Source organism: Nonomuraea sp. NPDC050394, from assembly GCF_044459065.1.
In the GTDB taxonomy this organism is placed as follows: Bacteria; Actinomycetota; Actinomycetes; order Streptosporangiales; family Streptosporangiaceae; genus Nonomuraea.
Map to the genome: position 1 here is coordinate 1 of NZ_JBITIO010000016.1, position 21,020 is coordinate 21,020.

The 21,020-nt window shown below is 70.8% G+C and carries 17 protein-coding genes; 14 read left to right on the forward strand and 3 right to left on the reverse strand.

The annotated features are described in order from the left end of the window. The first annotated feature begins 172 nt into the window (after positions 1 to 172). Positions 173 to 1,381, forward strand: a complete 1,209-nt coding sequence (locus ACIBKY_RS43425) for a cytochrome P450 (protein ID WP_397106505.1) — start codon at positions 173 to 175, stop codon at positions 1,379 to 1,381. Positions 1,382 to 1,678: 297 nt separating this feature from the next. Here the strand turns inward: ACIBKY_RS43425 and ACIBKY_RS43430 are convergent, their stop codons facing one another. Further along, the gene (locus ACIBKY_RS43430) at positions 1,679 to 2,422 is read right to left on the reverse strand and encodes an SDR family oxidoreductase (protein WP_397106507.1); all 744 of its coding nucleotides are present in this window, start codon (positions 2,420 to 2,422) and stop codon (positions 1,679 to 1,681) included. A gap of 109 nt (positions 2,423 to 2,531) precedes the next feature. Between ACIBKY_RS43430 and ACIBKY_RS43435 the strand changes: the two genes are divergently transcribed. Together ACIBKY_RS43435 and ACIBKY_RS43440 are read left to right on the forward strand one after the other, a co-directional pair. After that, on the forward strand, positions 2,532 to 2,918 hold the full coding sequence (locus ACIBKY_RS43435) for a DoxX family protein (RefSeq protein WP_397106509.1): 387 nt from the start codon (positions 2,532 to 2,534) through the stop codon (positions 2,916 to 2,918). An 83-nt stretch (positions 2,919 to 3,001) separates the two neighbouring features. Further along, on the forward strand, positions 3,002 to 3,925 hold the full coding sequence (locus ACIBKY_RS43440) for an RNA polymerase sigma-70 factor (RefSeq protein ID WP_397106511.1): 924 nt from the start codon (positions 3,002 to 3,004) through the stop codon (positions 3,923 to 3,925). A 122-nt stretch (positions 3,926 to 4,047) separates the two neighbouring features. Here the strand turns inward: ACIBKY_RS43440 and ACIBKY_RS43445 are convergent, their stop codons facing one another. Further along, positions 4,048 to 4,722 (reverse strand): GntR family transcriptional regulator, encoded by a 675-nt coding sequence (locus ACIBKY_RS43445; protein ID WP_397106513.1) that lies wholly within the window; start codon positions 4,720 to 4,722, stop codon positions 4,048 to 4,050. Between the two features lie 240 nt (positions 4,723 to 4,962). Here ACIBKY_RS43445 and ACIBKY_RS43450 point away from each other — a divergent pair, with 240 nt between their 5' ends. The 9 genes from ACIBKY_RS43450 (at position 4,963) to ACIBKY_RS43490 (ending at position 17,223) form a co-directional block, all read left to right on the forward strand. Next, positions 4,963 to 6,612 (forward strand): ABC transporter substrate-binding protein, encoded by a 1,650-nt coding sequence (locus tag ACIBKY_RS43450; protein ID WP_397106516.1) that lies wholly within the window; start codon positions 4,963 to 4,965, stop codon positions 6,610 to 6,612. 9 nt (positions 6,613 to 6,621) lie between these two features. Then, positions 6,622 to 7,584 (forward strand): ABC transporter permease, encoded by a 963-nt coding sequence (locus ACIBKY_RS43455; RefSeq protein WP_397106518.1) that lies wholly within the window; start codon positions 6,622 to 6,624, stop codon positions 7,582 to 7,584. Further along, positions 7,581 to 8,441 carry an ABC transporter permease gene (locus ACIBKY_RS43460; RefSeq protein WP_397106520.1) on the forward strand — a complete coding sequence of 287 codons (861 nt, stop codon included), beginning with the start codon at positions 7,581 to 7,583 and terminating at the stop codon, positions 8,439 to 8,441. Before ACIBKY_RS43455 ends, ACIBKY_RS43460 begins: the two co-directional genes overlap by 4 nt. Next, positions 8,438 to 9,391: an ABC transporter ATP-binding protein gene (locus ACIBKY_RS43465; protein ID WP_397106522.1), complete on the forward strand. Its 954-nt coding sequence runs from the start codon at positions 8,438 to 8,440 to the stop codon at positions 9,389 to 9,391. Before ACIBKY_RS43460 ends, ACIBKY_RS43465 begins: the two co-directional genes overlap by 4 nt. Further along, a complete protein-coding gene (locus ACIBKY_RS43470; protein WP_397106524.1) occupies positions 9,388 to 10,155 on the forward strand; it encodes an ABC transporter ATP-binding protein in 768 nt (255 codons plus the stop codon). Before ACIBKY_RS43465 ends, ACIBKY_RS43470 begins: the two co-directional genes overlap by 4 nt. 23 nt (positions 10,156 to 10,178) lie before the next feature. Then, positions 10,179 to 11,009, forward strand: a complete 831-nt coding sequence (locus ACIBKY_RS43475) for a carbon-nitrogen hydrolase family protein (RefSeq protein ID WP_397106526.1) — start codon at positions 10,179 to 10,181, stop codon at positions 11,007 to 11,009. Further along, positions 11,002 to 11,931: an acetamidase/formamidase family protein gene (locus tag ACIBKY_RS43480; protein ID WP_397106528.1), complete on the forward strand. Its 930-nt coding sequence runs from the start codon at positions 11,002 to 11,004 to the stop codon at positions 11,929 to 11,931. Before ACIBKY_RS43475 ends, ACIBKY_RS43480 begins: the two co-directional genes overlap by 8 nt. A gap of 11 nt (positions 11,932 to 11,942) precedes the next feature. Continuing rightward, positions 11,943 to 12,797 carry a hypothetical protein gene (locus tag ACIBKY_RS43485; RefSeq protein WP_397106530.1) on the forward strand — a complete coding sequence of 285 codons (855 nt, stop codon included), beginning with the start codon at positions 11,943 to 11,945 and terminating at the stop codon, positions 12,795 to 12,797. A gap of 166 nt (positions 12,798 to 12,963) precedes the next feature. Further along, on the forward strand, positions 12,964 to 17,223 hold the full coding sequence (locus ACIBKY_RS43490) for an AAA family ATPase (protein ID WP_397106532.1): 4,260 nt from the start codon (positions 12,964 to 12,966) through the stop codon (positions 17,221 to 17,223). Positions 17,224 to 17,518: 295 nt separating this feature from the next. On the opposite strand, the gene ACIBKY_RS43495 is transcribed toward ACIBKY_RS43490, so the two are convergent. Beyond that, positions 17,519 to 18,937, reverse strand: a complete 1,419-nt coding sequence (locus tag ACIBKY_RS43495; RefSeq protein ID WP_397106534.1) for a S41 family peptidase — start codon at positions 18,935 to 18,937, stop codon at positions 17,519 to 17,521. Between the two features lie 113 nt (positions 18,938 to 19,050). Between ACIBKY_RS43495 and ACIBKY_RS43500 the strand changes: the two genes are divergently transcribed. Both ACIBKY_RS43500 and ACIBKY_RS43505 read left to right on the forward strand, forming a co-directional pair. Continuing rightward, positions 19,051 to 20,346 (forward strand): sensor histidine kinase, encoded by a 1,296-nt coding sequence (locus ACIBKY_RS43500; RefSeq protein ID WP_397106536.1) that lies wholly within the window; start codon positions 19,051 to 19,053, stop codon positions 20,344 to 20,346. Then, positions 20,343 to 21,005, forward strand: coding sequence for a response regulator (locus ACIBKY_RS43505; protein ID WP_397106538.1), 663 nt, complete (start codon positions 20,343 to 20,345; stop codon positions 21,003 to 21,005). The genes ACIBKY_RS43500 and ACIBKY_RS43505 overlap by 4 nt, the downstream gene beginning before the upstream one ends. Positions 21,006 to 21,020 lie beyond the last annotated feature (15 nt).

The window sequence follows — 21,020 nt, forward strand, 5'->3', positions numbered from 1 at the left end:
CGGCACCGACATCTGGACCGCCCTGGCCTGGTGCGCGGGCATCCTCATCGCCGCCTACCTCCTCGCCATGAACACCTACCGCCGCAAGATCGCCTAAGAGCCTGGGGTCGCGGAAAGTCCGCACGGCACCCGAACCTCCTCGAACACGTCATAACGCGAGATGGGAAGTGCCATGAGTGAATCCCTCCACACCGTCACGACGATGCCGGCTGCCCGTCAGCCCGGCTGTCCCTTCGACCCGCCCAAGGAACTGCTCGACATCCGCGAGCGCGGCCCCATCGCCCGCTTCTCCTTCCCTGACGGGCACCAGGGCTGGCTGGTCACCGGGTACGACCTGGTCCGGACGGCGCTGGCGGACAAGCGGTTCAGCTCGCGCAAGGAGCTCATGCGCCACCACCCGACCATCGACTTCGGCGACATCGAGGTGCCGCCGGCGCCGCCGGGTGAGTTCCTGCTGATGGACGATCCGCAGCACAGCCGCTATCGCAAGTCGCTGGTGGGCAGGTTCACGGTACGGCGGATGCGCCGGCTCACCGAGCGGGTCGAGCAGGTCACCGCCGAGCACCTGGACGCGATGGAGCGGGCCGGAACCACGGCGGACCTGGTCACCGCGTTCGCCAAGCCCATCCCGGCCGTCATGATCTGCGAGCTGCTGGGCGTGCCGTACGAGGACCGGGGCTCTTTCCAGGAGAACATCGACAAGTTCATGAGCGGGGAGACCAGCGACGAGGAGCTGATCGCGGCCTACACCGCGGTCCAGGACTACCTCGCCGAACTGGTGGCCGCCAAGCGTGCCGACCCCACCGACGACATCCTCAGCGAGCTCACCGACAGCGACCTCACCGACGAGGAGCTGAAGGGGATGAGCCTGATACTGCTGGCGGCCGGGCTCGACACCACCACGAACATGCTCGCGCTGGGCACCTTCGCCCTGCTGCGGAACCCGGCCCAGCTGGCCGCGCTGCGCGCCGGCCCCGAGCTCATCGACAGCGCCGTCGAGGAACTGATGCGCTACCTCAGCGTCGCCAAAGGCGTCGGGAGGGTCGCGCTGGAGGACGTCGAGCTGGGCGGCCAGACCATCAAGGCCGGGACGACGGTGCTCCTGTCCTACAACACCGCCAACCGGGACCCCAGGCGCTTCGCCGATCCGCACATACTCGACCTCCGGCGGCAGGACGGCGGTCACCTGGGCTTCGGCCACGGCATCCACCAGTGCCTCGGTCAGCAACTGGCCCGCGTGGAAATGCGGGTCGCGTTCACCGCCCTGGTCAAGCGTTTCCCCACGCTGCGGCTGGCCGTACCGGCTGAAGAGGTCGCGCTGCGGCCGGAGACCGCGGACATCTACGGCGTCAAGAGCCTCCCGGTCGCCTGGGACGCATGATGACAAGCAGCGGTGATGCCATGGCCTCGCCTGAGGACGGCCCTTCCGCCGTTCGGTACTCGGCACGGTGGGCAGGCACATGTCGAGACGAAGACCATCTACGGGCGGTGGGACTCTCCACGCAGGACATCCAGGCCGTGCGCGATCGCCTTCTCCATACGTGACCTGTGCATCTGGGTCGTGGGCGGGGAGCGTCGAGCCGCTCCTGATCGAGTTCACGCATGATGGCCGGGCGGGATGGCCGCGGGAGGTGTCGTCTCGGGCCTTCGCGGTCGTGGGCGAAGGCCCGAGGGGCGGTTACCAGGCGATGGGGCCGAGGCGATCGATGAAGATCCCGGTCGGTCCGTCGGCGTCGATCGTCGCGAGTTCGACGATCGGGTCGGTGCCCTCGGTGACGGTGAGCTGGCCGGTGTGGTGGTTCATGTCGGTGGCGGTGAACTTGTGGTTGGCCACCTCGCCGGGAGTGATCATGTTGAACTTGATGTCCGGGAGCGCTTGGGCGTACCTGACGGTGATCATGTTCAGCGCCGTTTTCGACGAGCTGTAGGCGAGCTCGTGCATCTTCGAGGCGGGCTGGTCCGGATCGGTCACGACCGCGAAGGTGCCGACGGCGCTGGACACCATCACCACCCGCGGATGGTCCGCCGCCCGCAGCAGGGGAAGGAACGCGTGTGTGACCCTGACCGGTCCGTACACGTTGGTGTCGTAGACGGAATGCATCTCTTCTGCCGTCGCGTCGGCGGGAGCGATGGCCCGCCCGGTCGCGCCGGCGTTGTTGATCAGCACGTCCAGCCGGTCGGTGTGCTCGCGCACAAGCCGCTGGGCGTCGCTCACCGACTCGTCCGAGGTCACGTCCAGCGGGACCATGACGACGTTGGCGCCGCCGTCGGTCAGCTTGGCGGCGGCCGCCCTTCCTCGCCCCGGGTCGCGTGAGCCGAGGAAGATCGTCCATCCGAGTTCCCCGAGCCGCCGGGCCGTTTCGAGACCGAGTCCTTTGTTTCCTCCGGTGATCAGCACCGAAGTCTGTTCCGGTTTCGTCATGCCCTCTGAGACGAGATGCCCCGCCCGGCTGTGACACACCCGGTCACTGTCACAGGCGGAGGTGCTGTCTCGTCTAAAGGGGTGTAGGCAATCGTCCGTCAAGGAGCAGATGGTGAACATCGCGCTGTGGATCGCCGCCGGACTGCTGGCCGTGGTGGCCTTGGGTGGCGGCGTCATCAAGGTGTTCGTACCCCCGCAGAAGCTGGCCGCGGCGCCGGGTGGTGGCTGGACCGCGGACTTCGGCGTGGGCTTCGTCAAAACCCTCGGTGTCCTGGAGCTCCTGGCCGCGGCGGGCCTGGTCCTGCCTGCCGCGCTGGGCATCGCGCCGGTTCTGGTGCCGGTGACCGCGGTCTGCTGGGTCCTGCTGATGGTCGGCGCGATGATCACCCATGGGCGGCGGGGCGAATCCGCGTTCGTGGCGCTGAACCTGATCTATCTCGCGCTCGCGGCGTTCATCGCGTGGGGCCGCTTCGTCGTCGAGCCCTTCACCGGCTGAGTGGCTACTCTTCCCGGGTGCGTCTGTACGGCCCTGCGAGCGCCGTGTCCGGGTCTGGCGGCAGGGTTCAAGGAGGAGCTGACATGAGCGGTGCCGAGGAGTTTCAGGAGCTCCGGCCACTGTTGTTCTCGATCTCCTACCGGATCCTGGGCAGCGTGAGCGAGGCCGAGGACGCGGTCCAGGAGACCTGGCTGCGCTTCGAGGCCACCCCGACCGAGCCCAGGTCGGTCAAGGCGTTCCTGTCGGCGACGGTGACCCGGATCTCGATCGACGTGCTGCGCTCGGCCCGCGTCAGGCGGGAGGAGTACGTCGGGCCGTGGCTCCCCGAGCCGCTCCTCGCCGACCCCTACGAGGACCCGGAGCGCTCGGCGGAGCTGGCTGACTCGTTGTCGATGGCGGCCTTGGTGTTGCTGGAGCGACTGTCCCCGCTTGAGCGGGCCGTCTTCGTGCTCCGGGAGGTGTTCGACTTCGGCTTTCCCGAGGTCGCGTCGGCTGTGGGGCGCTCGGAGGCGGCGTGCCGCCAGCTGGCGGTGCGGGCGCGGCGCCATGTGGCCGCGGGCCGGCCCCGCTTCGAGGCGGACCGCGAAGAGCGGCGGGAACTGGCGTCGCGGTTCTTCGACGCACTTCGCGAAGGCGACGTCGCCGGTCTGCGGCACCTGCTGGCTGCCGACGTGTCGATGGTCGGCGACGGCGGCGGCAAGGCTCCGCAGCTGGCCAAGGCCGTCATCGGCGCCCAGAACGTGGCCCGGCTGCTCGCCTCCATCTTCCCCCAGATGGCACTGGTCGGCGTGACGAGCGAGCCGCGCGAGCTCAACGGCCAGCCCGGCGCGATCTTCCGCGACCGGGACGGCAAGGTGCTGCACACCCTGGCGCTCGACGTGCTCGACGGGCGCGTCCAGACGATCCGCGCGGTGATCAACCCCGACAAGCTCGGGCACATGGGCCCGGTGGCGGACGCCTGGGAAATCGACCGCGAGGTACGACAGGTGCGCCACCCCAGGCGATAGCCGGACCCCGCTCCAAGCCGTTCGTCGCCGGGGAAGGCGTCCCCGGCCGGCAAGGGACCGTGGAGGAGCTGGGCGGGCGGGCACGCCGGTTGAAGCGGTCACCGCCGGCAGGCGCGCCTGCCTCACGCCTCCAGAGGTGCCGGTTTCAGCAGTTCCTCGCCGCGCCGCAGGGAACGCAGCCAGTTGGCGCGGGCCGCTTCGGCCGCGGCCTTGGCGTCGCCGGCGCGCAACGCGGCGAGCAGGACGCGGTGCTCCTCGTAGGCCTCCTCGTGAACGGGGACGTAGCCCCAGATGTGCCGCTCTATGCGGCGCAGTTGTTCGTCGAGTGATTCGAGCAGCTCGATCAGTACCGGGTTGCCGGCTCTTCGGTAGTAGACCCGGTGGAACTCCTCGTCGAGGGCGCTGAGCCGGTCGGGAGCCGAGGTGCGGGCCATCGAGTCGAGCAGGCCCTGCATGAGGTTCAGATCGGCTTCGGTCATCAGCGGCGTGGCCAGCTCGGCGGCCAGCGCGTCGAGTGGCGCGCCGGCCTGGAACAGGTGCGGCGCCCGGTCGAGAGGCAGCCCGGCGACCCGGGTCATCCGGCTGGCACTGGCCTCGATGAGTCCTTCCTGGCCGAGCCTGATGAGCGCTTCGCGCACGGGCGTACGGCTCACGCCGAGGAACTGCGCGATCTCGACGTCGCGCACGACCTCGTGGGGCTGCAGGACTGCGTTGAGTATCCAGCTGCGCAGCTCCTCGTAGGCGAACTGCTGAGCGCTCGTGTAGCGCCTTGCTGACTTCACTAGCGGGAGGGGCACCGCTCAAATATATCGGTTCTTGGCGCCGGCCGCGATCCCCGGGCCGAATGTGCGCGATGTGCGGCACATAACCAGGGTCTTGTCCTAATTTGGCTGACCGATATACTGGCCGCCATTCCGCGACGAACCCCGGTGATCCCCCAGGTCGGCACGGCCACCGCCGGGGCGCGGCCTGGCCCACGCCCGTGAACCCGCGTGTGGCCAGAGCCTCGTGTGGGCACGGAGAAAGAAGGCAAGCCGGTGAAACCTCAGACTCGGATCGCCGCGTTGTCCCTGGTCGGTCTGCTGGCCGCGGGGTGCTCAAGTGGTCAGGGCACGGCTTCCCCCGCTGCGGGGAAGGGGGGCGGCGTGCTGCGGATCGGCACCACGTTCACCTGTAACTCGATCAACCCGTTCGCGTCCACGGGGACCACCTGCGCGATGATCTTCCGGTACAACTACCCGTTCCTTGTCCAGTACATCAGTTCCGGTGCCGTGGAAGGCGACCTGGCGACGAAGTGGACCACGTCACCCGACGGCCTCACATGGACGTTCGACCTGCGTCCGGGCACGAAGTGGTCCGACGGCGAGCCCCTCACCGCCGCCGACGTGGCCTTCACCATCAACACGATCGTGAAATACCGCAAGGGCGCGACCGCCTCGGAAGCCGCGTCGGTGAAGAACGTCAAGAGCGCCTCCGCCACCAGCCCGGCCCAGGTGGCCATCACCTACGACAAGCCGACCGCCAACGTGCTCGGCCGCCTGGTAAAGATCCCCGTGCTCCCCGCCCACGTGTGGCAGCAGTACGCCACCGGCGACGGGATGCGGCTCAAGCAGACCCCGAACGCCGCGCCCCTGGTCGCCGGTGGACCGTTCCGGCTGGCCAAGTACACCAAGGACCAGATCGCGCTCATGGAGCCCAACCCCCACTGGTACGGCGACAAGCCCAAGCCGGCCGGCTTCGGCCTGCAGTTCTTCAGCAGCCCCGACGCCATGGTGAACGCGCTCAAGACCAACAGGATCGACTACGCCGCGCCGTTGCCCATCACCGCGGCCAAGCCCGTCGAACAGGCGGGCTTCACCGTGACCCGGCAGCCCGGCTTCCGCATGCACAACCTGATCATCAACCAGTCACCCCACCAGAAGGCCCACCCCGAGCTGCGCGAGCCGAAGGTGCGTGAGGCGTTCGAGGCCGCGGTCGACAGGAAGCGCATCATCGAGGTCGCCTACCTCGGCTTCGGCACGCCCGGCAGCTCCATCATCCCGCCGGTGAGCGGCGAGTGGTACGACCCGTCGGTCAAGCCCGACGCCTTCGACCTCACCCGCGCCGCCGCCCTGCTCGACGAGGCCGGATACAAGCCGGGTCCGGACGGCATCCGCGTCGCCGGCGGCGCGACCATGTCGTACGAGGTGATCATTCCGGACGTCGAGGGCGGCGAGGGAGAACGCGCCCTGCAGATCGTCACTGAGGACTTCAAGAAGATCGGCGTCCAGCTCAAGCCGCGACCCGCCGACAACGCCACCGCCTTCGACCAGATGACCGGCACGGACAAGAAGTACGACCAGTACACCGTCGCGCAGTGGGGCTGGATCGCCCAGCGCGACCCCGACTTCCTGCTCAACGCCATGACCTGCGACCAGTGGGGAAGCTGGAACGACAGCGCCTACTGCGACAAGAAGTACGACGAGATGTACGAGCGGCAGGCGAGCACGGTCGAGGACGGAGCGCGCAAGAAGCTCGTCTGGGAGATGCAGAAGACGGTCAAGGACGCCCGGCCGTACGTCGTCACCCACTACGACGACGTCGTGGAGGCCCACACCAGGAGCTGGAGCGGGTTCGCCACCTCCGCGCTCGGCATCCTCGACTCGCAGTCCCGCTTCGGCCTGCTGTCGTCGAGCTCCGGATCCTGAGGATCGCCCGTGTCGCGTACCAGCCATCTGATCAGGCGCCTGCTGGCGGCCCTGGTAACCGTCTACGCGGTGGTGACGCTGAACTTCCTGCTCTTCCGCGTGCTGCCGGGGGACGCCGTGGCGAACATGTCACGCGTCCCCGGCGGTTCGCCGGAGCTGACCGCCGCGCTGCGCCGGCAGTTCGGGCTCGACCTGCCGCTCTGGGACCAGTACTGGATCTATCTCGGCCGCCTGGCGGGCGGCGACCTCGGCGTCTCCTTCGCCACGCAGGAACCGGTCGGCGTGCGCCTGGCGGAGGCGTTCGCCAACACGCTGCCCCTGGTCACCGCCGGGCTGCTGCTGGCCCTGGTGCTCGGCCTGGTCAGCGGCGCGCTGGCGGCCTGGTACCGGGGCGGGTGGGTGGACAAGCTCAGTACCAACACCGCGATCGCCTTCTACTCGGTCCCGACGCACTTCCTGGGACTGCTGCTGATCATGATGTTCGGCGGTTACCTGCCCGCGCAGGGGATGCGCGACGAGTTCCTGATCGACCCGTCCGGGGCCGAACTCGTGGCCGACCTGGTCAAGCACATGACGCTGCCGGCCATGACCATCGCGCTCATCGTGTTCGGCCAGTACACGCTCGTGGTGCGCTCCTCGATGATGGAGACGCTCGGCGACGACCACGTGCTGACGGCGCGGGCGCTCGGCGCCGGACCCGTCCGCATGCTGGCCAGGCACGTGCTGCCCAACGCCATGCTCCCCATCACCACCCTCGTCGCGCTCTCACTCGGCGGCCTCATCGGCGGCTCGATCCTGGTGGAGAGCGTGTTCTCCTGGCCGGGCGTCGGCCGGGCCATGTACGAAGCGGTGGTCCAGCGCGACTACCCGATGCTGCAGGGAGTCTTCCTCGTGCTCACCGTCTCCGTGGTCACCCTCAACCTGCTGGCCGACCTGCTCTACGTCCGGCTCGACCCGCGGGTGGCCCGATGAGACGCCTGCGCGCCAACCCCAGGGCCACGGCGGGCGTGGCCGTCCTGCTGCTGCTCACCGCCATCGCCCTGCTGGCGGGATGGCTCGCGCCGTACGGCCCGGCCGAGCAGGTCGGCCCCGTCTTCGGCCCGCCGGAGCCCGCCCACCCGCTGGGTCTGGACGACGGCGGCCACGACGTCCTCAGCCTCCTGCTGTACGGCACCCGCCCCACGCTGTTCGTCGGCGCGGCGGCGGCCCTGGTCGCCATCCTGGTCGGCGGCGTCATCGGCGTGGTCGCCGGATACTTCGGCGGCTGGATCGACGGGCTGCTCATGAGGATCACCGACTACGCCATCGTGATCCCCGCCCTGCCGCTCGGCATCGTCATCGCGGCGGTGTGGGGCAGCAGCATCGGCCATCTCGTGGTGGTGATCGCGCTGCTGCTGTGGACGACCACCGCCCGCGTCATCAGGGCGGAGACCGCCTCCCTCAGGAACCGGCCCGCCATCCAGCGTGTACTCGGGCTCGGCGCGAGCCATCTCCGCGTCATCGTCCGCTTCCTGGTGCCGCAGCTCGCGCCGCTGCTCAGCGCGATGGCCGCGCTCACCATCGCGCTGGCCGTCTTCACCGAGACCGCGCTCACCTTCCTCGGCCTCGGCGACCCCGACACCGTCACCTGGGGGACCATGATCCGCTTCGCGTTCCAGCGGACGGCGATGACACAGGGCGCCTGGTGGGCCTTCGCGCCGCCCGGCATCGCCATCTCGCTCGTCGTCATGTGCTGCTACTGGGTGTCGCAGTCGATCGAGGACACCCTCAACCCCCGGCTCAAGGTCGCGCACGCGTCCCGGACGTACTTCCAGGTGGTGAACAGATGAGCCTGCTCGGCATCCGCGACCTGGAGGTCACCTTCTCCACCGGCGGCGCGCAGGTGCGCGCGGTGCGCGCGGTCAGCCTCGACCTCGCCCCCGGCGAGCGGATCGCCCTCGTCGGGGAGTCGGGCTGCGGCAAGACCTCGGCCATGCTGGCCATGATGGGCCTGCTGCCCGCGAGCGCCACCGTCTCCGGGCAGGTGCTGCTCGACGGCACGGACATCCTGGCCGGCGGCGAGAGCACGATGCGGCCGCACCGCTGGAGCGACATCGCGATGGTCTTCCAGGGCGCGATGAACGCGCTCAACCCGGTCCGCCGGGTGGGCGCCCAGATCGTCGAGGCGGTCCGCATCCACGGCGGCTCCCGGCAGGAGGGCAGGCTGCGCGCCCGCGAGGTGCTCGACCTGGTCGGCCTGCCGCCGGACGCCGTGTCCCGCTACCCGCACGAGCTGTCGGGCGGCCAGCGGCAGCGGGCGGTCATCGCGCTCGCGCTGTCGTGCCGGCCCAGGATCCTGCTGGCCGACGAGCCGACCACCGCGCTCGACGTGATCGTGCAGGACCAGATCGTCACCCTGCTGAAGGAGCTGAGCGACTCGCTCGGGCTGGCGGTCGTCCTCGTCACCCACGACCTGGCGCTGGTCCCTCGCCTGTGCGACCGGGCCGCCGTGATGTACGCGGGCTCGATCGTGGAGAACGCGCCGTGCGCCGACCTCGTACGCGGCCCGCGCCATCCGTACACCAGACGCCTGATCGAGGCGACCCCCGACCTGGCCGGTGAGCGCCCGCTGACCTCCATCCCCGGCGCGCCGCCCAGGCTCGACGGGCCGCTGCCCGGCTGCGCCTTCCAGCCCCGCTGCGGGGAGGCGCTGGAGCGGTGCGCTACCGCCGCGCCGCCGCTGCTCCAACTGGCCGGCGGCAGATCCTGCGCCTGCCACCTGACGGAGGTGCCCGCGTGAGCCTCGTCGCCGACGACGTCGTCGTCACCTACGGCCGCAAGGGGAGCGCCCCGGCACTTGACGGGGTCGGACTCACCCTCGGCAAGGGGTCCATCGTCGCGCTGGTCGGCGAGTCGGGCTCGGGCAAGAGCACACTGGCCCGCTGCCTCGTCCGCATGCGGGAGCCGGCCGCCGGCCGGGTCAGCCTGGACGGCACCGACCTGCTCACCCTGCGGGGCAGGCGGCTCAAGGCCTTCCGCCGCCGCGTCCAGATGATCTACCAGGACCCCTACGAGTCGCTGATCCCACGCCAGCGGGTCCGCGACATCGTCGCCGAGGGCCTGGCCATCCACGGTGTCCCGAAGGGCGAACGGGACGGGCGGGTCCGCGAGGCGCTGATGGCCGTCGGGCTCACCCCGGTCGAGTCCTTCCTCGACCGCCGGCCGTTCGAGCTGTCCGGCGGGCAGCGGCAACGCGTCGCCATCGCCGGGAGCCTCGTGCTCGAACCCGCGTACCTGATCGCCGACGAGCCGGTCTCGATGCTGGACGTCTCGGTCAGGGCGGGTGTGCTCAGCTTGTTCGGCGACCTGCGCCGCACCAGGGAACTGGGCATTCTGCTCATCACCCACGACCTGGCCACCGCCGTCCACGTCGCCGACCGGATCGTGGTCATGCACCGGGGAAAGATCGTGGAAGAAGGCCCGGCCAGGCGGGTGACGGCGGAACCCGCCCACGACTACACCCGTGCGCTCCTCGCGGCCACGCCGGACCTCGGCCGCCCGTGAAGCCAGGTCAAGAACGGAGATCCATGCGCATCGCCATGGTCCAGATGTCGTCGGGGGACGACCGGGCCGACAACCTCCGCCGGATGGCGGCCACGCTCGACCGGGCGGCCGGCGAGGGGGCGGAGCTCGTCCTGTTCCCCGAGGCGTGCTCCTACCGGGGCGAACTCGCGGCCGAGCACGTCGAGGACAGGACGGGGCCCACGCTGTCGCTGCTGTCGGAGAAGGCCGCGGGTCTCGGGATCGCCGTTTTGGCCGGGGGGCTCTGGCTCACCTCCGGCGATCCGGGCCGGCCGTACAACGCCTGCGTCTTCGTCGGACCCGGCGGCGAGCTCGCCGCGGAGTACCGCAAGGTGCACCTGTTCCGGCTGCGGGCCGCCGACGTGAACGAGGACGAGGGCGCCTACACCACCCCGGGCGAGCGCCTGGTCAACGTCTCCTACCGGGGGTTCAGCTTCGGCCTCTCGATCTGTTACGACCTGCGCTTCCCCGAGCTGTACCGGGCGCTGGCCCGCTCCGGCGCGGACGTGCTGTGCGTGCCGTCGAACTTCTCCGCCGTCACCGGCGCCGTCCACTGGGAGCCACTGCTGCGCGCCCGGGCGATCGAGAACCTCTGCTACGTCCTGGCCCCGGCCCAGGAGGGCGTCAGCCCCGACGGGTTCGTCACCCACGGTCACAGCCTGGCCGCCGACCCCTGGGGCCGCGTGCTCGCCTGCGCCCGGGACGGCGCAGGGCTGGTCATGGTCGAGCTCGACCGCGGCGCGCTCGACCAGGCTCGCGGCGCGCTCAACGCGCCGTACGAGACAGTCCCTTCCGTGTACGGCGGGCCGGTCGCGCAGGAGCCGGTCCATGGGTGAGACGGTGGAGGCGGTGCGGGTGCCGGCCGGCCCACGCCGGTTCGCCTACGACAGCGGCGAGCCCGCCGTGGCCGAGGTCGCCAGCGGGACCAGCCTCGTCTTCGAGACTCTCGACTGCTTCTCCAACCTGCTGACCTCGCCCGAGCAGCGCTTCCGCACCGAGGCCGAGCTGATCGAGCTGGTCGGCGCGTTCAACCCGGTCTCCGGCCCCGTGGCCGTCCGCGGCGCCGTACCCGGGGACGCGCTGGCGATCACCGTCGAGCGCGTCAGCCTCGGCGCGCGGGCCGTGACGGTGCTCCACGCCGACCCCGAACTCGACCTGCCGTACGGTGACACCCGCGTCTGCCCCATCGAGGGCGACACGGTGTGGTTCCCGACCTCGCGGGGGCGCCTGGCGCTGCCGGCCAGACCCATGATCGGCACGCTCGGCGTGGCCCCCGCGGGTCCCGCGTTCCCCTCGCTGCTGTCGCACGGCCGCTGCGGCGGCAACATGGACTGCCAGGCGCTGCGGCCGGGAAGCGTGCTCGTGCTGCCGGTCGAGGTGCCGGGCGGGCTGGTCTCGCTCGGGGACGTGCACGCGCTCATGGGCGACGCCGAGATCACCGGCACAGCGCTGGAGGCCCCGGCCGAGGTCACCGTGACGGTCGAGCTGCTGCCGGGGCTGGGCCGGGCGATGGCGGGGCCGTACCTCGACGAACCCCATCGGATCGGCGCCGTGGGCTGTGCCCACGGCGTGAGCGTCGACCACAACCTCCGCTCGGCGATGACCGAACTCCGGCGCAGGCTGGTCGAGGAGTGCGGCTACCTTCCCGGTGAGGCGTACGAGCTGCTCGGCGCGGTCGCGGAGGTCACCGTGAACCAGTGCGTGCACGGCGGCTGGTCGTCAGTCCACGCGGCCGTACCTCGCTACGTCACTTCCTGATACGAGGCATCATGCACCGATCGCGCAAACTCTCCGTTTGGGACATAGGCCGCACTCCGCTGTACGCGTGCCAGTACGACCAGCGTTTCTCCTACTGCCTGTACGTCCCCGACGACTACGCGCCGGAGGGCGACAAGGTCTACTCGCTCGTCGTGCTCGTCCACGGCACCGAACGGGACGTCCAGTCGTACCGGGACAGCTTCGAGGACTTCGGCAGGGCCAACGACTGCATCGTGCTCGCCCCGCTGTTCCCCGCGGGCATCCCCGACCCCGGCGAGCTCGACGGCTACAAGTATCTCGAACACCGGGGCATCCGCTTCGACGAGATCCTGCTCTCCATGGTCGAGGAGATCTCCGCCTGCTACCGGGTCGAGGGGGCCAGGTTCCTGCTGTTCGGCTACTCGGGCGGCGGGCAGTTCGCGCACCGGTTCGTCTACCTGTATCCCGAGCGGGTCCGCGCGGCCTCGATCGGCGCGCCGGGCGCGGTGACCCTGCTCGACGAGGACCTGCCCTGGCCCGCGGGCTTCGCCGGGGCCGAGGCGGCACTGGGCAGGAACGTGGATCCGGCCGCGCTCAGCGGTACGGCCATGCACCTGGTGATCGGCGCCGACGACACGGGAACCCAGACGAACAGCGTGCCCGCGGGCCATCCCGCCTGGATCCCCGGCGTCAACGACGAGGGGGTTCCGCGCACCACGCGGCTGCGGGCGCTGCGGCGCAGCCTGGAACGGCACGGCATCCCGGTCCGTTACGACGTCGTGCCGGGCGTCGGTCACTACGGTCCCGGTGTGGTGAGCAAAGTGAAGGACTTCTTCACCCACGTGCTCACCGTCGACGCGGAACGGACCACATCGAACACGGGCTGACCCGCACCGGCCGGAGAACCCGCGCGATGAGGCCGGGTCGCGTCCGTGGACCTGACCCGGAACCTGCTTGCGTCTCCCGTGGACCTATGGGCACATTCCAGGTAGCCGTGTAAGGCACGGCGTTCCCGTGTTCACGAGGGCTTGCCCGGTGATCTGTATGGCGGATGTGGACCGATCCCGAACGGACGAGGTCCTGCGGATGCGCGGCGGCATTCGCGCCCGGATGACGGCGATGGCGGGTCAGGCACGCGGCGGTCTGCTCGCCATGGCGCCGAACGCACTGCTGGTCCTGCTGTGCACCAGCGCCCTGGCGCCGCTCATCCCCTTGGGCGGCGCCGTCGCGGTAGGCGGGGTCGTGGGCTCCGTCGGCGCCAACATGCTCAGTGAGCTGATCAGCAGGTCGCTCGACGCGCTTCGCCGCCGCTCCGACGCGCGGCGACCGTCTCTTGACGACGTGGAGCGAGAGCTGTCCCTGCGGATCACGCGGGTCCTTGACCGGCACGACACCGACGCGAACGAACTGCGCGCCGAGATGGCCCTGCTGCTGGAGCGTGCCGATGCCGCCAATGTGGCCATGGAGACGCTGATCGATCACGCGGACCTCGAGACCCAGGTTCACGTCGCCCAGACGATGACGCGCCTGGGTCAGGAGTTCACGGTCTTCGCCGGTCTGATCGCCGGGATCGGGGAGCGGGCCGCCGACATCCAGACCATGCTTCACCGTCAGGAAGCCGAACACCGCCATGACCGTGATCGGATCCGCGAGCAGAGCATGCAGCTGACGCTCCTGCGGGAAGAGCTCTCCGTCATCGAGCAGCGAACCAGGCGGCCCGGACAGCACAGCGAGGGGCGGCCCTGGCCGGGCGGCTGCCCGTATCGAGGGCTCTCCGCCTTCGACGAGCGTGACCTGGACGTCTTCTACGGCAGGGAGCACGCCACGGCGCGCCTCCTGGCCAGGCTGTCGGAGCGGCTGACCGGTCTCGGGATGCTGGTCGTCACCGGCGCCTCGGGGTCCGGCAAGTCGTCCCTGTTACGCGCCGGGCTGATGCCCGCGCTGGCCAGAGGATTGCTGCCGGGGGCCCCGGACAGCCGGCGCTGGCCGCGGCTGTTCATGACGCCCACGCGGGCGCCTCTCCACGAACTGGCCAGTCACCTGGCCGCCCACGCGGGGCTGGATCCGCTCGCGGTGTCCGGAGCCCTCGCACAGGACCCGCACCGCACCCACATGATCGTTCAGCATGTGCTGCTGACCGATGCCGCCCGTCACGAATCCGAAGACCGAGCCCGGCCGCCACGACCTGAACGGCTCGTCCTCGTCGTCGACCAGTTCGAGGAGATCTTCACTCTCGCGCCCGCCGAGGAGGGCGCGGCTTTCGCCAGGGCGCTGCTGGCCGCCGCCGGTGGCGGGTTCGCCGAGGCTCGTCGCGAACCGAACGCACTGGTGATCCTGGGGATCCGCGGAGACTTCCTGCACAGGTGCGCCGCCGACCCGGGGCTCGCTTCGGCCCTGGAGGAGGGCCAGTTCGTGGTCGGCCCGATGAACCGCGCCGACCTGCGGCTCGCGATCACGGGTCCGGCCTCGGTCGCCGGCCTCACCCTTGAGCCAGGTCTGGCCGACCACATCCTGGACGAGCTGGGGGCGCCGATCCTCGGCGCGGACACCGCTGCGGGCACCCTTCCCCTGCTGTCCCAGGCGATGCTCCTCACCTGGGAGAATCGGGAGGGGGAACGGCTGACACTGCGCGGCTACGAACGGTTCGGCGGCGTCAGCGCGGCGGTCGGCACCGGCGCGGAAGCCGCGTACTCCACCCTCTCGGCGAGCGAGGCGGCAGCCGCCCGGCGTATCTTCCAGCACCTGATCGTGGTCGGCCGCGATGGCCACCTCGCGCGCCGCCGCCTGGCGCTGGACGATCTGCCCATCGGGGATCACACCGCCGTGCTCGACGCGTTCGCCCGGCGCCGCCTGCTCGTGCTCCAGGACAGGAGCGTGGAGATCGCCCACGACGTGCTGCCGCAGACGTGGCCACGCCTGCAGGGCTGGATCGAGGACCTGCGGGCGAGCTTGATCGTCTACACCAGGCTGCTCGACGACGCGCAGTCCTGGGATGCCCATGGCAGAGATCCCTCCTTCCTGTATCGGGGCGCCCGGCTGGCCTCCGTCCGGCAGGTTCGGCCGCTGTGGGAGGCGGATCACGACCGCTACCCGGCCCTCACGCGCACGTGCGAGGAGTTTCTGGAGGCCGCGGAACGGGCGAGTAGCCGCTCGGCGCGACGGCGGCGGGCCATGGTCGGCACGCTGGCCGGTCTGCTGGTCGTCGCCGTCGCGGCCGCGGGTGTGGCCGTCAGCCTGGCGACCGCGGCCACCTCGCGAAGCGCGATCGCTCTGTCCCGTCAACTGGCCGCCCAGAGTGAGTCGCTGCACCAGATCGACCCCACGACGGCGCAGCTCCTCGCCGTCGCCGCGTGGCGGGTCCGGCCCACCCCGGACGCACGGCACAGCCTGCTGGCGGTGCTGGCATCGGCCGGCCGGGGCGCGATCAGCAGCTACGGTGGCGTGAATCCCGTTAAGCATCTCGGCCCGACCGCACCCGCCATGGCCTTCAGCCCCGACGGGAAGGTCCTGGCCTCCGCCGACGACAACGGCACGTTCCGGTTGTGGGATCCGGCCACCCGGCGTCAGATCGGTGATCCCTTCACGGGACACACCGATCACGTCAGGCACCTTGCCTTCAGTCCCGACGGGCAGGTCCTTGCCTCGGCGAGCGAGGACGGAACGGTACGCCTGTGGACCACCTCGACCCGGCGCCCTCTCGGCCGCGCCCTTACGCGTCACACCGGCGGACCGCTGGCGTTCAGCCCGGACGGGCGGCTCCTGGTCACCGGTGATCAACTGGATGCCACCCTCCAGCTGTGGGACCTCAGAACCCGCCGGCCCGCCGGCACCGTCCGGACGAACATTGACAAGTACCTTGATTCCTTGGCCTTCAGTCCCGACGGGTCGGCCATTCTCGCCGTCGGCGACAGCCGTACCGCCCGATGGTGGAAGGTGGGCGGCCCGCCGCAGGCCAGCCGTTCGCTGACCGAGCCGCGGATCGCCGTCACGCGGGCACGGATGAGCCCCGAGGGGAGCACGGTCGCCGTCCTGACAAGGGACGGCGCGGTCAGCCTCGTGGATCGGGTCACCCGGCGTAGCCTGGGCCGGAACCTGTCCACCGCGGGCGCTGTCGCCATGGCGTTCAGTCCCGGCGGAGCGGTCCTGGCACTCGCGGACGCCGCCGGATCCGTCCAGTTGTGGGACACCGCCGCCCACGCCCCGATCGGCCACCCGCTGCCGGGACCCGTCGGGGGCGTCTCCAGCCTGGCTTTCAGCCCGGACGGCACGACACTGGCCGCCGCCGCCACCGACGGGTCCATCCATCTGCGGGACACCAGCGTCCACCGGGCCCTGGGGCAGCCACTGCGAGGACACTCTCGCGAGATCACCGGTTCGGCCGTCTCCCCGGACGGCCGGACGCTGGCCACGGCCAGCACCGACGGCAGCGTGCGGTTGTGGGACCTGCCGAAGCGCCGTCTCCTCGGAGCACCCCTTGATCGCGGAACCTGGTTCACCCACGTGACCTTCAGCCCGGCCGACGACATCCTGGCCGTCGCCGAGATCGACGGGAGCGTCAAGCTCTGGCGACTCACCGACCGCCTCCTCGTCGGGCGGCTGGTGGCGGGGAACGAGGGCCTGGCCGACATGACCTTCAGTCCCGACGGGCGTCAGCTGGTGACGGCGACCAGGCAGGGAGAGATCCAGCAGTGGGACGTTCCTACGCTGCGCCGGCTCGGCCCGGCCTTCCCCGGTGGCCCGGGGACCGAGGTCGCCTTCAGCCCGGACGGTTCGCTCCTTGCCGTGGCCACGGCGGACACCGTCAGGCTGTGGAATGCCGCCGGCCGTACCCCCGTGGGCCAGCCGCTGAAGGCGCGGGGCACCGTCCGGGCCCTGGCCTTCGGCCCTGACGGCGCCACGCTGGCGACCGGTGGGGACAGGGGCGAGGTCCTGCTGTGGAACACGGCTGATCAGAGCCTCCTCGGTCAGCCGCTGGCGGGACATACCGAAACGGTGCGCGTTGTGGCCTTCTCCTCCGCGGATGTCCTGGTGACGGGAAGCGAGGACGCCACCGTGAGGCTGTGGGAGGTCTCAAGCCGGCGGCAGGTCGGCGAACCGCTCACCGGACACACCGCCGCCGTCTCCGGAGCCGCCTTCGTGCCTGGTGGGACCCTCCTGATCACGGCGGGCTTCGACCGCACCGCCCGGCTGTGGAAGGTGGCGGTGCCCAGCGACCCCCTCGCTGCCGTATGCGGGATCGCCGGGCGCTCCCTGACGGTCGAGGAGTGGAGCCTCCACCTGCCCAGCGAGTCCTTCCGGCGGGTGTGCCCGTAGGAGCCAAGGTCCCGGCGGCACGCTGCCGTCCCGGTAGTCCTCATGATCGTTTTGAAGCGGCCGCCCGAGCGGAAGGCATAGGGGCATTGACGATGGGGGCGCTCAACGAGGTCGTGACGGTGTGATCCTGCGGACGCACGTGTCGCGGCCGACGTGGCACTTCGTGGCCCGCGCCGACCTGCGTCGGCTGCTGGAGTTGACGGCGCCGCGCTGCGGGTCGCGGCCGGTGAGCTGGGCGCGTTCGTGGGCGTACGCGCCGTCGTCTTGGCCAGACCGCTGTGAACCGGGCGTGCCGTCAGGGCAGCAAGCCGAGTGCCTTGGCGAGGCCGGGGTCGCGGCCGTTCGAGAGGTCCTTCGCGGTGAGGGGGGCGTGGTGGTCCGGCGGGACGCCGATCGTGTTGATGATCTCCTTGTTCGGGCCGAGGCCGTACTGCATGGGCAGTTCCAGAACGCTGCCGTCGTCGAGGAGGAACCCGCCGGCGGGACCGGAGACGAGGCCGGCGGTGCGGGTGCCGACGAGCGTGCCCAGGCCGAGGTCCTTGACCGCGGCGCTGAAGGCGTCGCAGGCCGACGCGCAGCCCCGGTCGGTCAGGACGACGAGCGGCAGATTCAGCAAGGGGACCGTGTCGTCGGTGACCTTGGGCTGACAGGTGTTCTTCGCATCGCACAGGTAGCCGATGGTCTTGCCGTGGGCGAAGGCGCTCACGAGCTTGTTGGCGGTGCCGGGAAAGCCGCCGCCGTTCCCGCGCAGGTCGAGGACAACGCCGCGCAGCGGGCCTTCGTGGCGCATGCGTGCGATGTCCTCGAAGACCCTTTTCTCGCCACCGGGGATGAAGCCGGCCAGTTTGACGTAGGCGACGCCGCCCTCCAGGCGCTTGGAGAAGCCCAGCGGGGATCCCTCGTACGCGGCGGGCTTGATCGTCACGGACCAGGTGCGACCGGTGGCGGGCCGGTGCAGCGTCAGCCGTACCGGCGCCTTCGTGGCCGGATCGCCGATGAGGACGTTCACGGTCTTACGCGGCAGGATCCCGTCGGTCAGCGCCGGGGTGCCGTTGACGGTGCGGATGACGTCGCCGGGACGCACGCCCAGCCGGGCGGCCGGGCTCCCGGCTCGCACCATGGTGATGAACAGCGGCGGCTCGCCGGCCGGATCGTCCTCGGCGGGTGAGTGGCCGGCGATGCCCGTGCCGAACTCGATCATCCGGCCCGGCTTGACCTTCTCCTTCACCGGGGGCGGGCCGGGTTCCTCCCGTACCCAGGCCGCGTGGTTGTCGTGGAGGGCGGAGACCATGGCCTTCATCGTGGCCGCCGCGAGGGCTTGGCGCAGGTCGGGGTCGCTGGGCAGCCGGTCGGCGATCCGCTGGTAGACGGTGCCGAAGGCGGTCCAGTCGGCGGTGCGATCACCGGTGAGCGGGGGCAGCATGGCGTCCGGCCGGTCCCTGCCCCGGCGCTGGAGCTCCTGGGTGAGCCCGGCGAAGGCCGCGGTCAGCAGCACCTGATGGTTCAGTACGGGTCCGCCGGCGTACTTGGCGAAGATGCAGTGGTAGGCCTGGGCGAGCGTGCCGGCGGTGGTCGGCTTGAGCGGTGGCGGCTCGCCCATGGGGGCGGGCGCGCACGGCGCCGCGACGGCCGGGGCCGCCGGTGCCGGCGTGGCCATGCAGCCGAGGGTGACCAGGGGCACGAGGGCCGCCGCGAGGAGTGAGCGTAGGTTCATGCGCCAAGGCTGGAAGAGGCCGAGCCGGCCGCGCATCTGCCCACGGTCATGCTCTGAACCCTGACTTCAGGCATATGGGCGCCCTACGTGTCAGCTCCTAGGCTCGCGAGGGTATGGACACTCTTCTGCGCAAGGCGGCGATCCAGGATGGCGGCCTGGCCGTCGCCCTGCTGATCGCCACGATCGTGCTGAACGACGCGGGCACCGGCGTGCGTAGAGGCGCCGGTCTGCCGGTGGACGCGGAGTGGCCCGCCGCGCTGACGATCTGGTGGATCGCGACCGCGGTCTGCGTGGTGGCCGTGGCCGTCCGCCGCCGATGGCCGATCACCGCGCTGGTCGCAGCCTGTCTCGCGACCGTGGCGCACATGGCCGTGATCGCCGGGCCCACGCCGGCGGACCTGGCCGTCCCGATCACGCTCCACGCCGTCGCGCAGCTTCATCGCCGCAGGGTGCCGCTGGCCCTGTTCGGCGCCACGTTGCTCGTGGCGAGCGGATGGTCGGCGTTCGTGGCGCTGGACGGCCGGACGGACGGCTGGTCCTTCGGCGAGTCGCCCGGAGCCGAGGCTGAGCTCGTCGTACGGCTGCCACCCGGCAAGCAGCAGGCCGTGCCGGTTCCCGACGAGCGGCACCGGCCGCCGATCGGGCCGACGGACTGGGGCGGCTTCCCCATCCTTCTGCCCGTGCTGGTGGCCGGATGGGCGATGGGAGCGGGAGCCCGTAACCGCCGCGACTACCTGGACGAGCTCACCGCGCGCGCCCATGACCTCGAACGCGAGCGCGACCAGCAGGCGGCCCTGTCCGCGGCCGCCGAGCGCGGCCGGATCACCCGTGAACTGCACGACGTGGTCGCCCACGGCCTGTCGGTGATCGTCATGCAGGCGCAAGGTGGCGCGGCCGCGTTCGCCAGGCGCCCGCAGGACACGATCGCCGCGCTCGACACGATCGTCGAGACGGGCCGCGCCTCGCTGGCCGACATGCGGCATGTCCTGGCCGCCACCGGACCGCCCTCCACGCATCCCGTCGCAGGACTCGTCCGGCTTCCTCACCTCGCCGACCAGGTACGCGCGTCAGGCACCCCCGTCGAACTGCACGTCGGCGGCCCGCCGAAGCCCCTGCCGACCGCGGTCGACCTCGCGGGATATCGGATCGTCCAGGAGGCGCTGACCAACACGATGAAGCATGCCGGGCCCGGCGCACGGGCGCGCGTGGACGTCACATACGGCGAACGGGAACTGATCGTCGCGGTGAGCGACGACGGCATCACCGCCCGCCGGCCGGGGAGCGCGGGCAACGGGCTGCGCGGGATGCGCGAGCGCGTGTGGGTGCTGGGCGGCTCGATCAGCGCGGGACCCGGCCCGGACGGCTTCGCCGTACACGCTCGACTGCCTTATGGCGGAGGCCCGGCATGATCAGAGTCCTCCTCGTCGACGATCAGGCCCTGCTCCGCGCCGGCCTCCGGATGATCCTGGACAACGCCGACGACATGGCCGTCGTCGGCGAGGCGGCCGACGGCGGCGACGTGGTGCCGCTGGTCGCCGAGACCGGGCCGGATGTGGTGCTCATGGACATCCGCATGCCCGACGTCGACGGCGTCGAAGCCACGAGCCTGGTCCGCGCCCGCTTCGACCGGCCGCGCATCCTCATCCTGACCACCTTCGACCTCGACGAGTACGTCTACGCGGCGCTGCGGGCCGGCGCCAGCGGCTTCATACTCAAGGACACCCTCGCCCCCGACCTGCTCTCGGCGATACGCGCGGTCGCCAGAGGCGACGCGATCGTGGCGCCCGCCGTGACCAAACGCCTCATCGAGCGTCACATCGGTACGAGCGCGGACCCCATGCCGCGCTCCGACCTCGAACTGCGCACCCTGACCGAGCGGGAACGGGAGGTGCTCGAACTGATCGCCCGCGGCCTGTCCAACGCCGAGATCGCCGGGCGGCTCTTCCTCTCCGAGGGAACGGTCAAGGGGCACGTGAGCCGGATCCTGGCCAAGCTGGAGCTGCGAGATCGTGTCCAGGCGGTGGTGTTCGCCTATGAATGCGGCCTGGTCAGAGCGGGAACCTGGTAGCCGGCCGCCCACGGT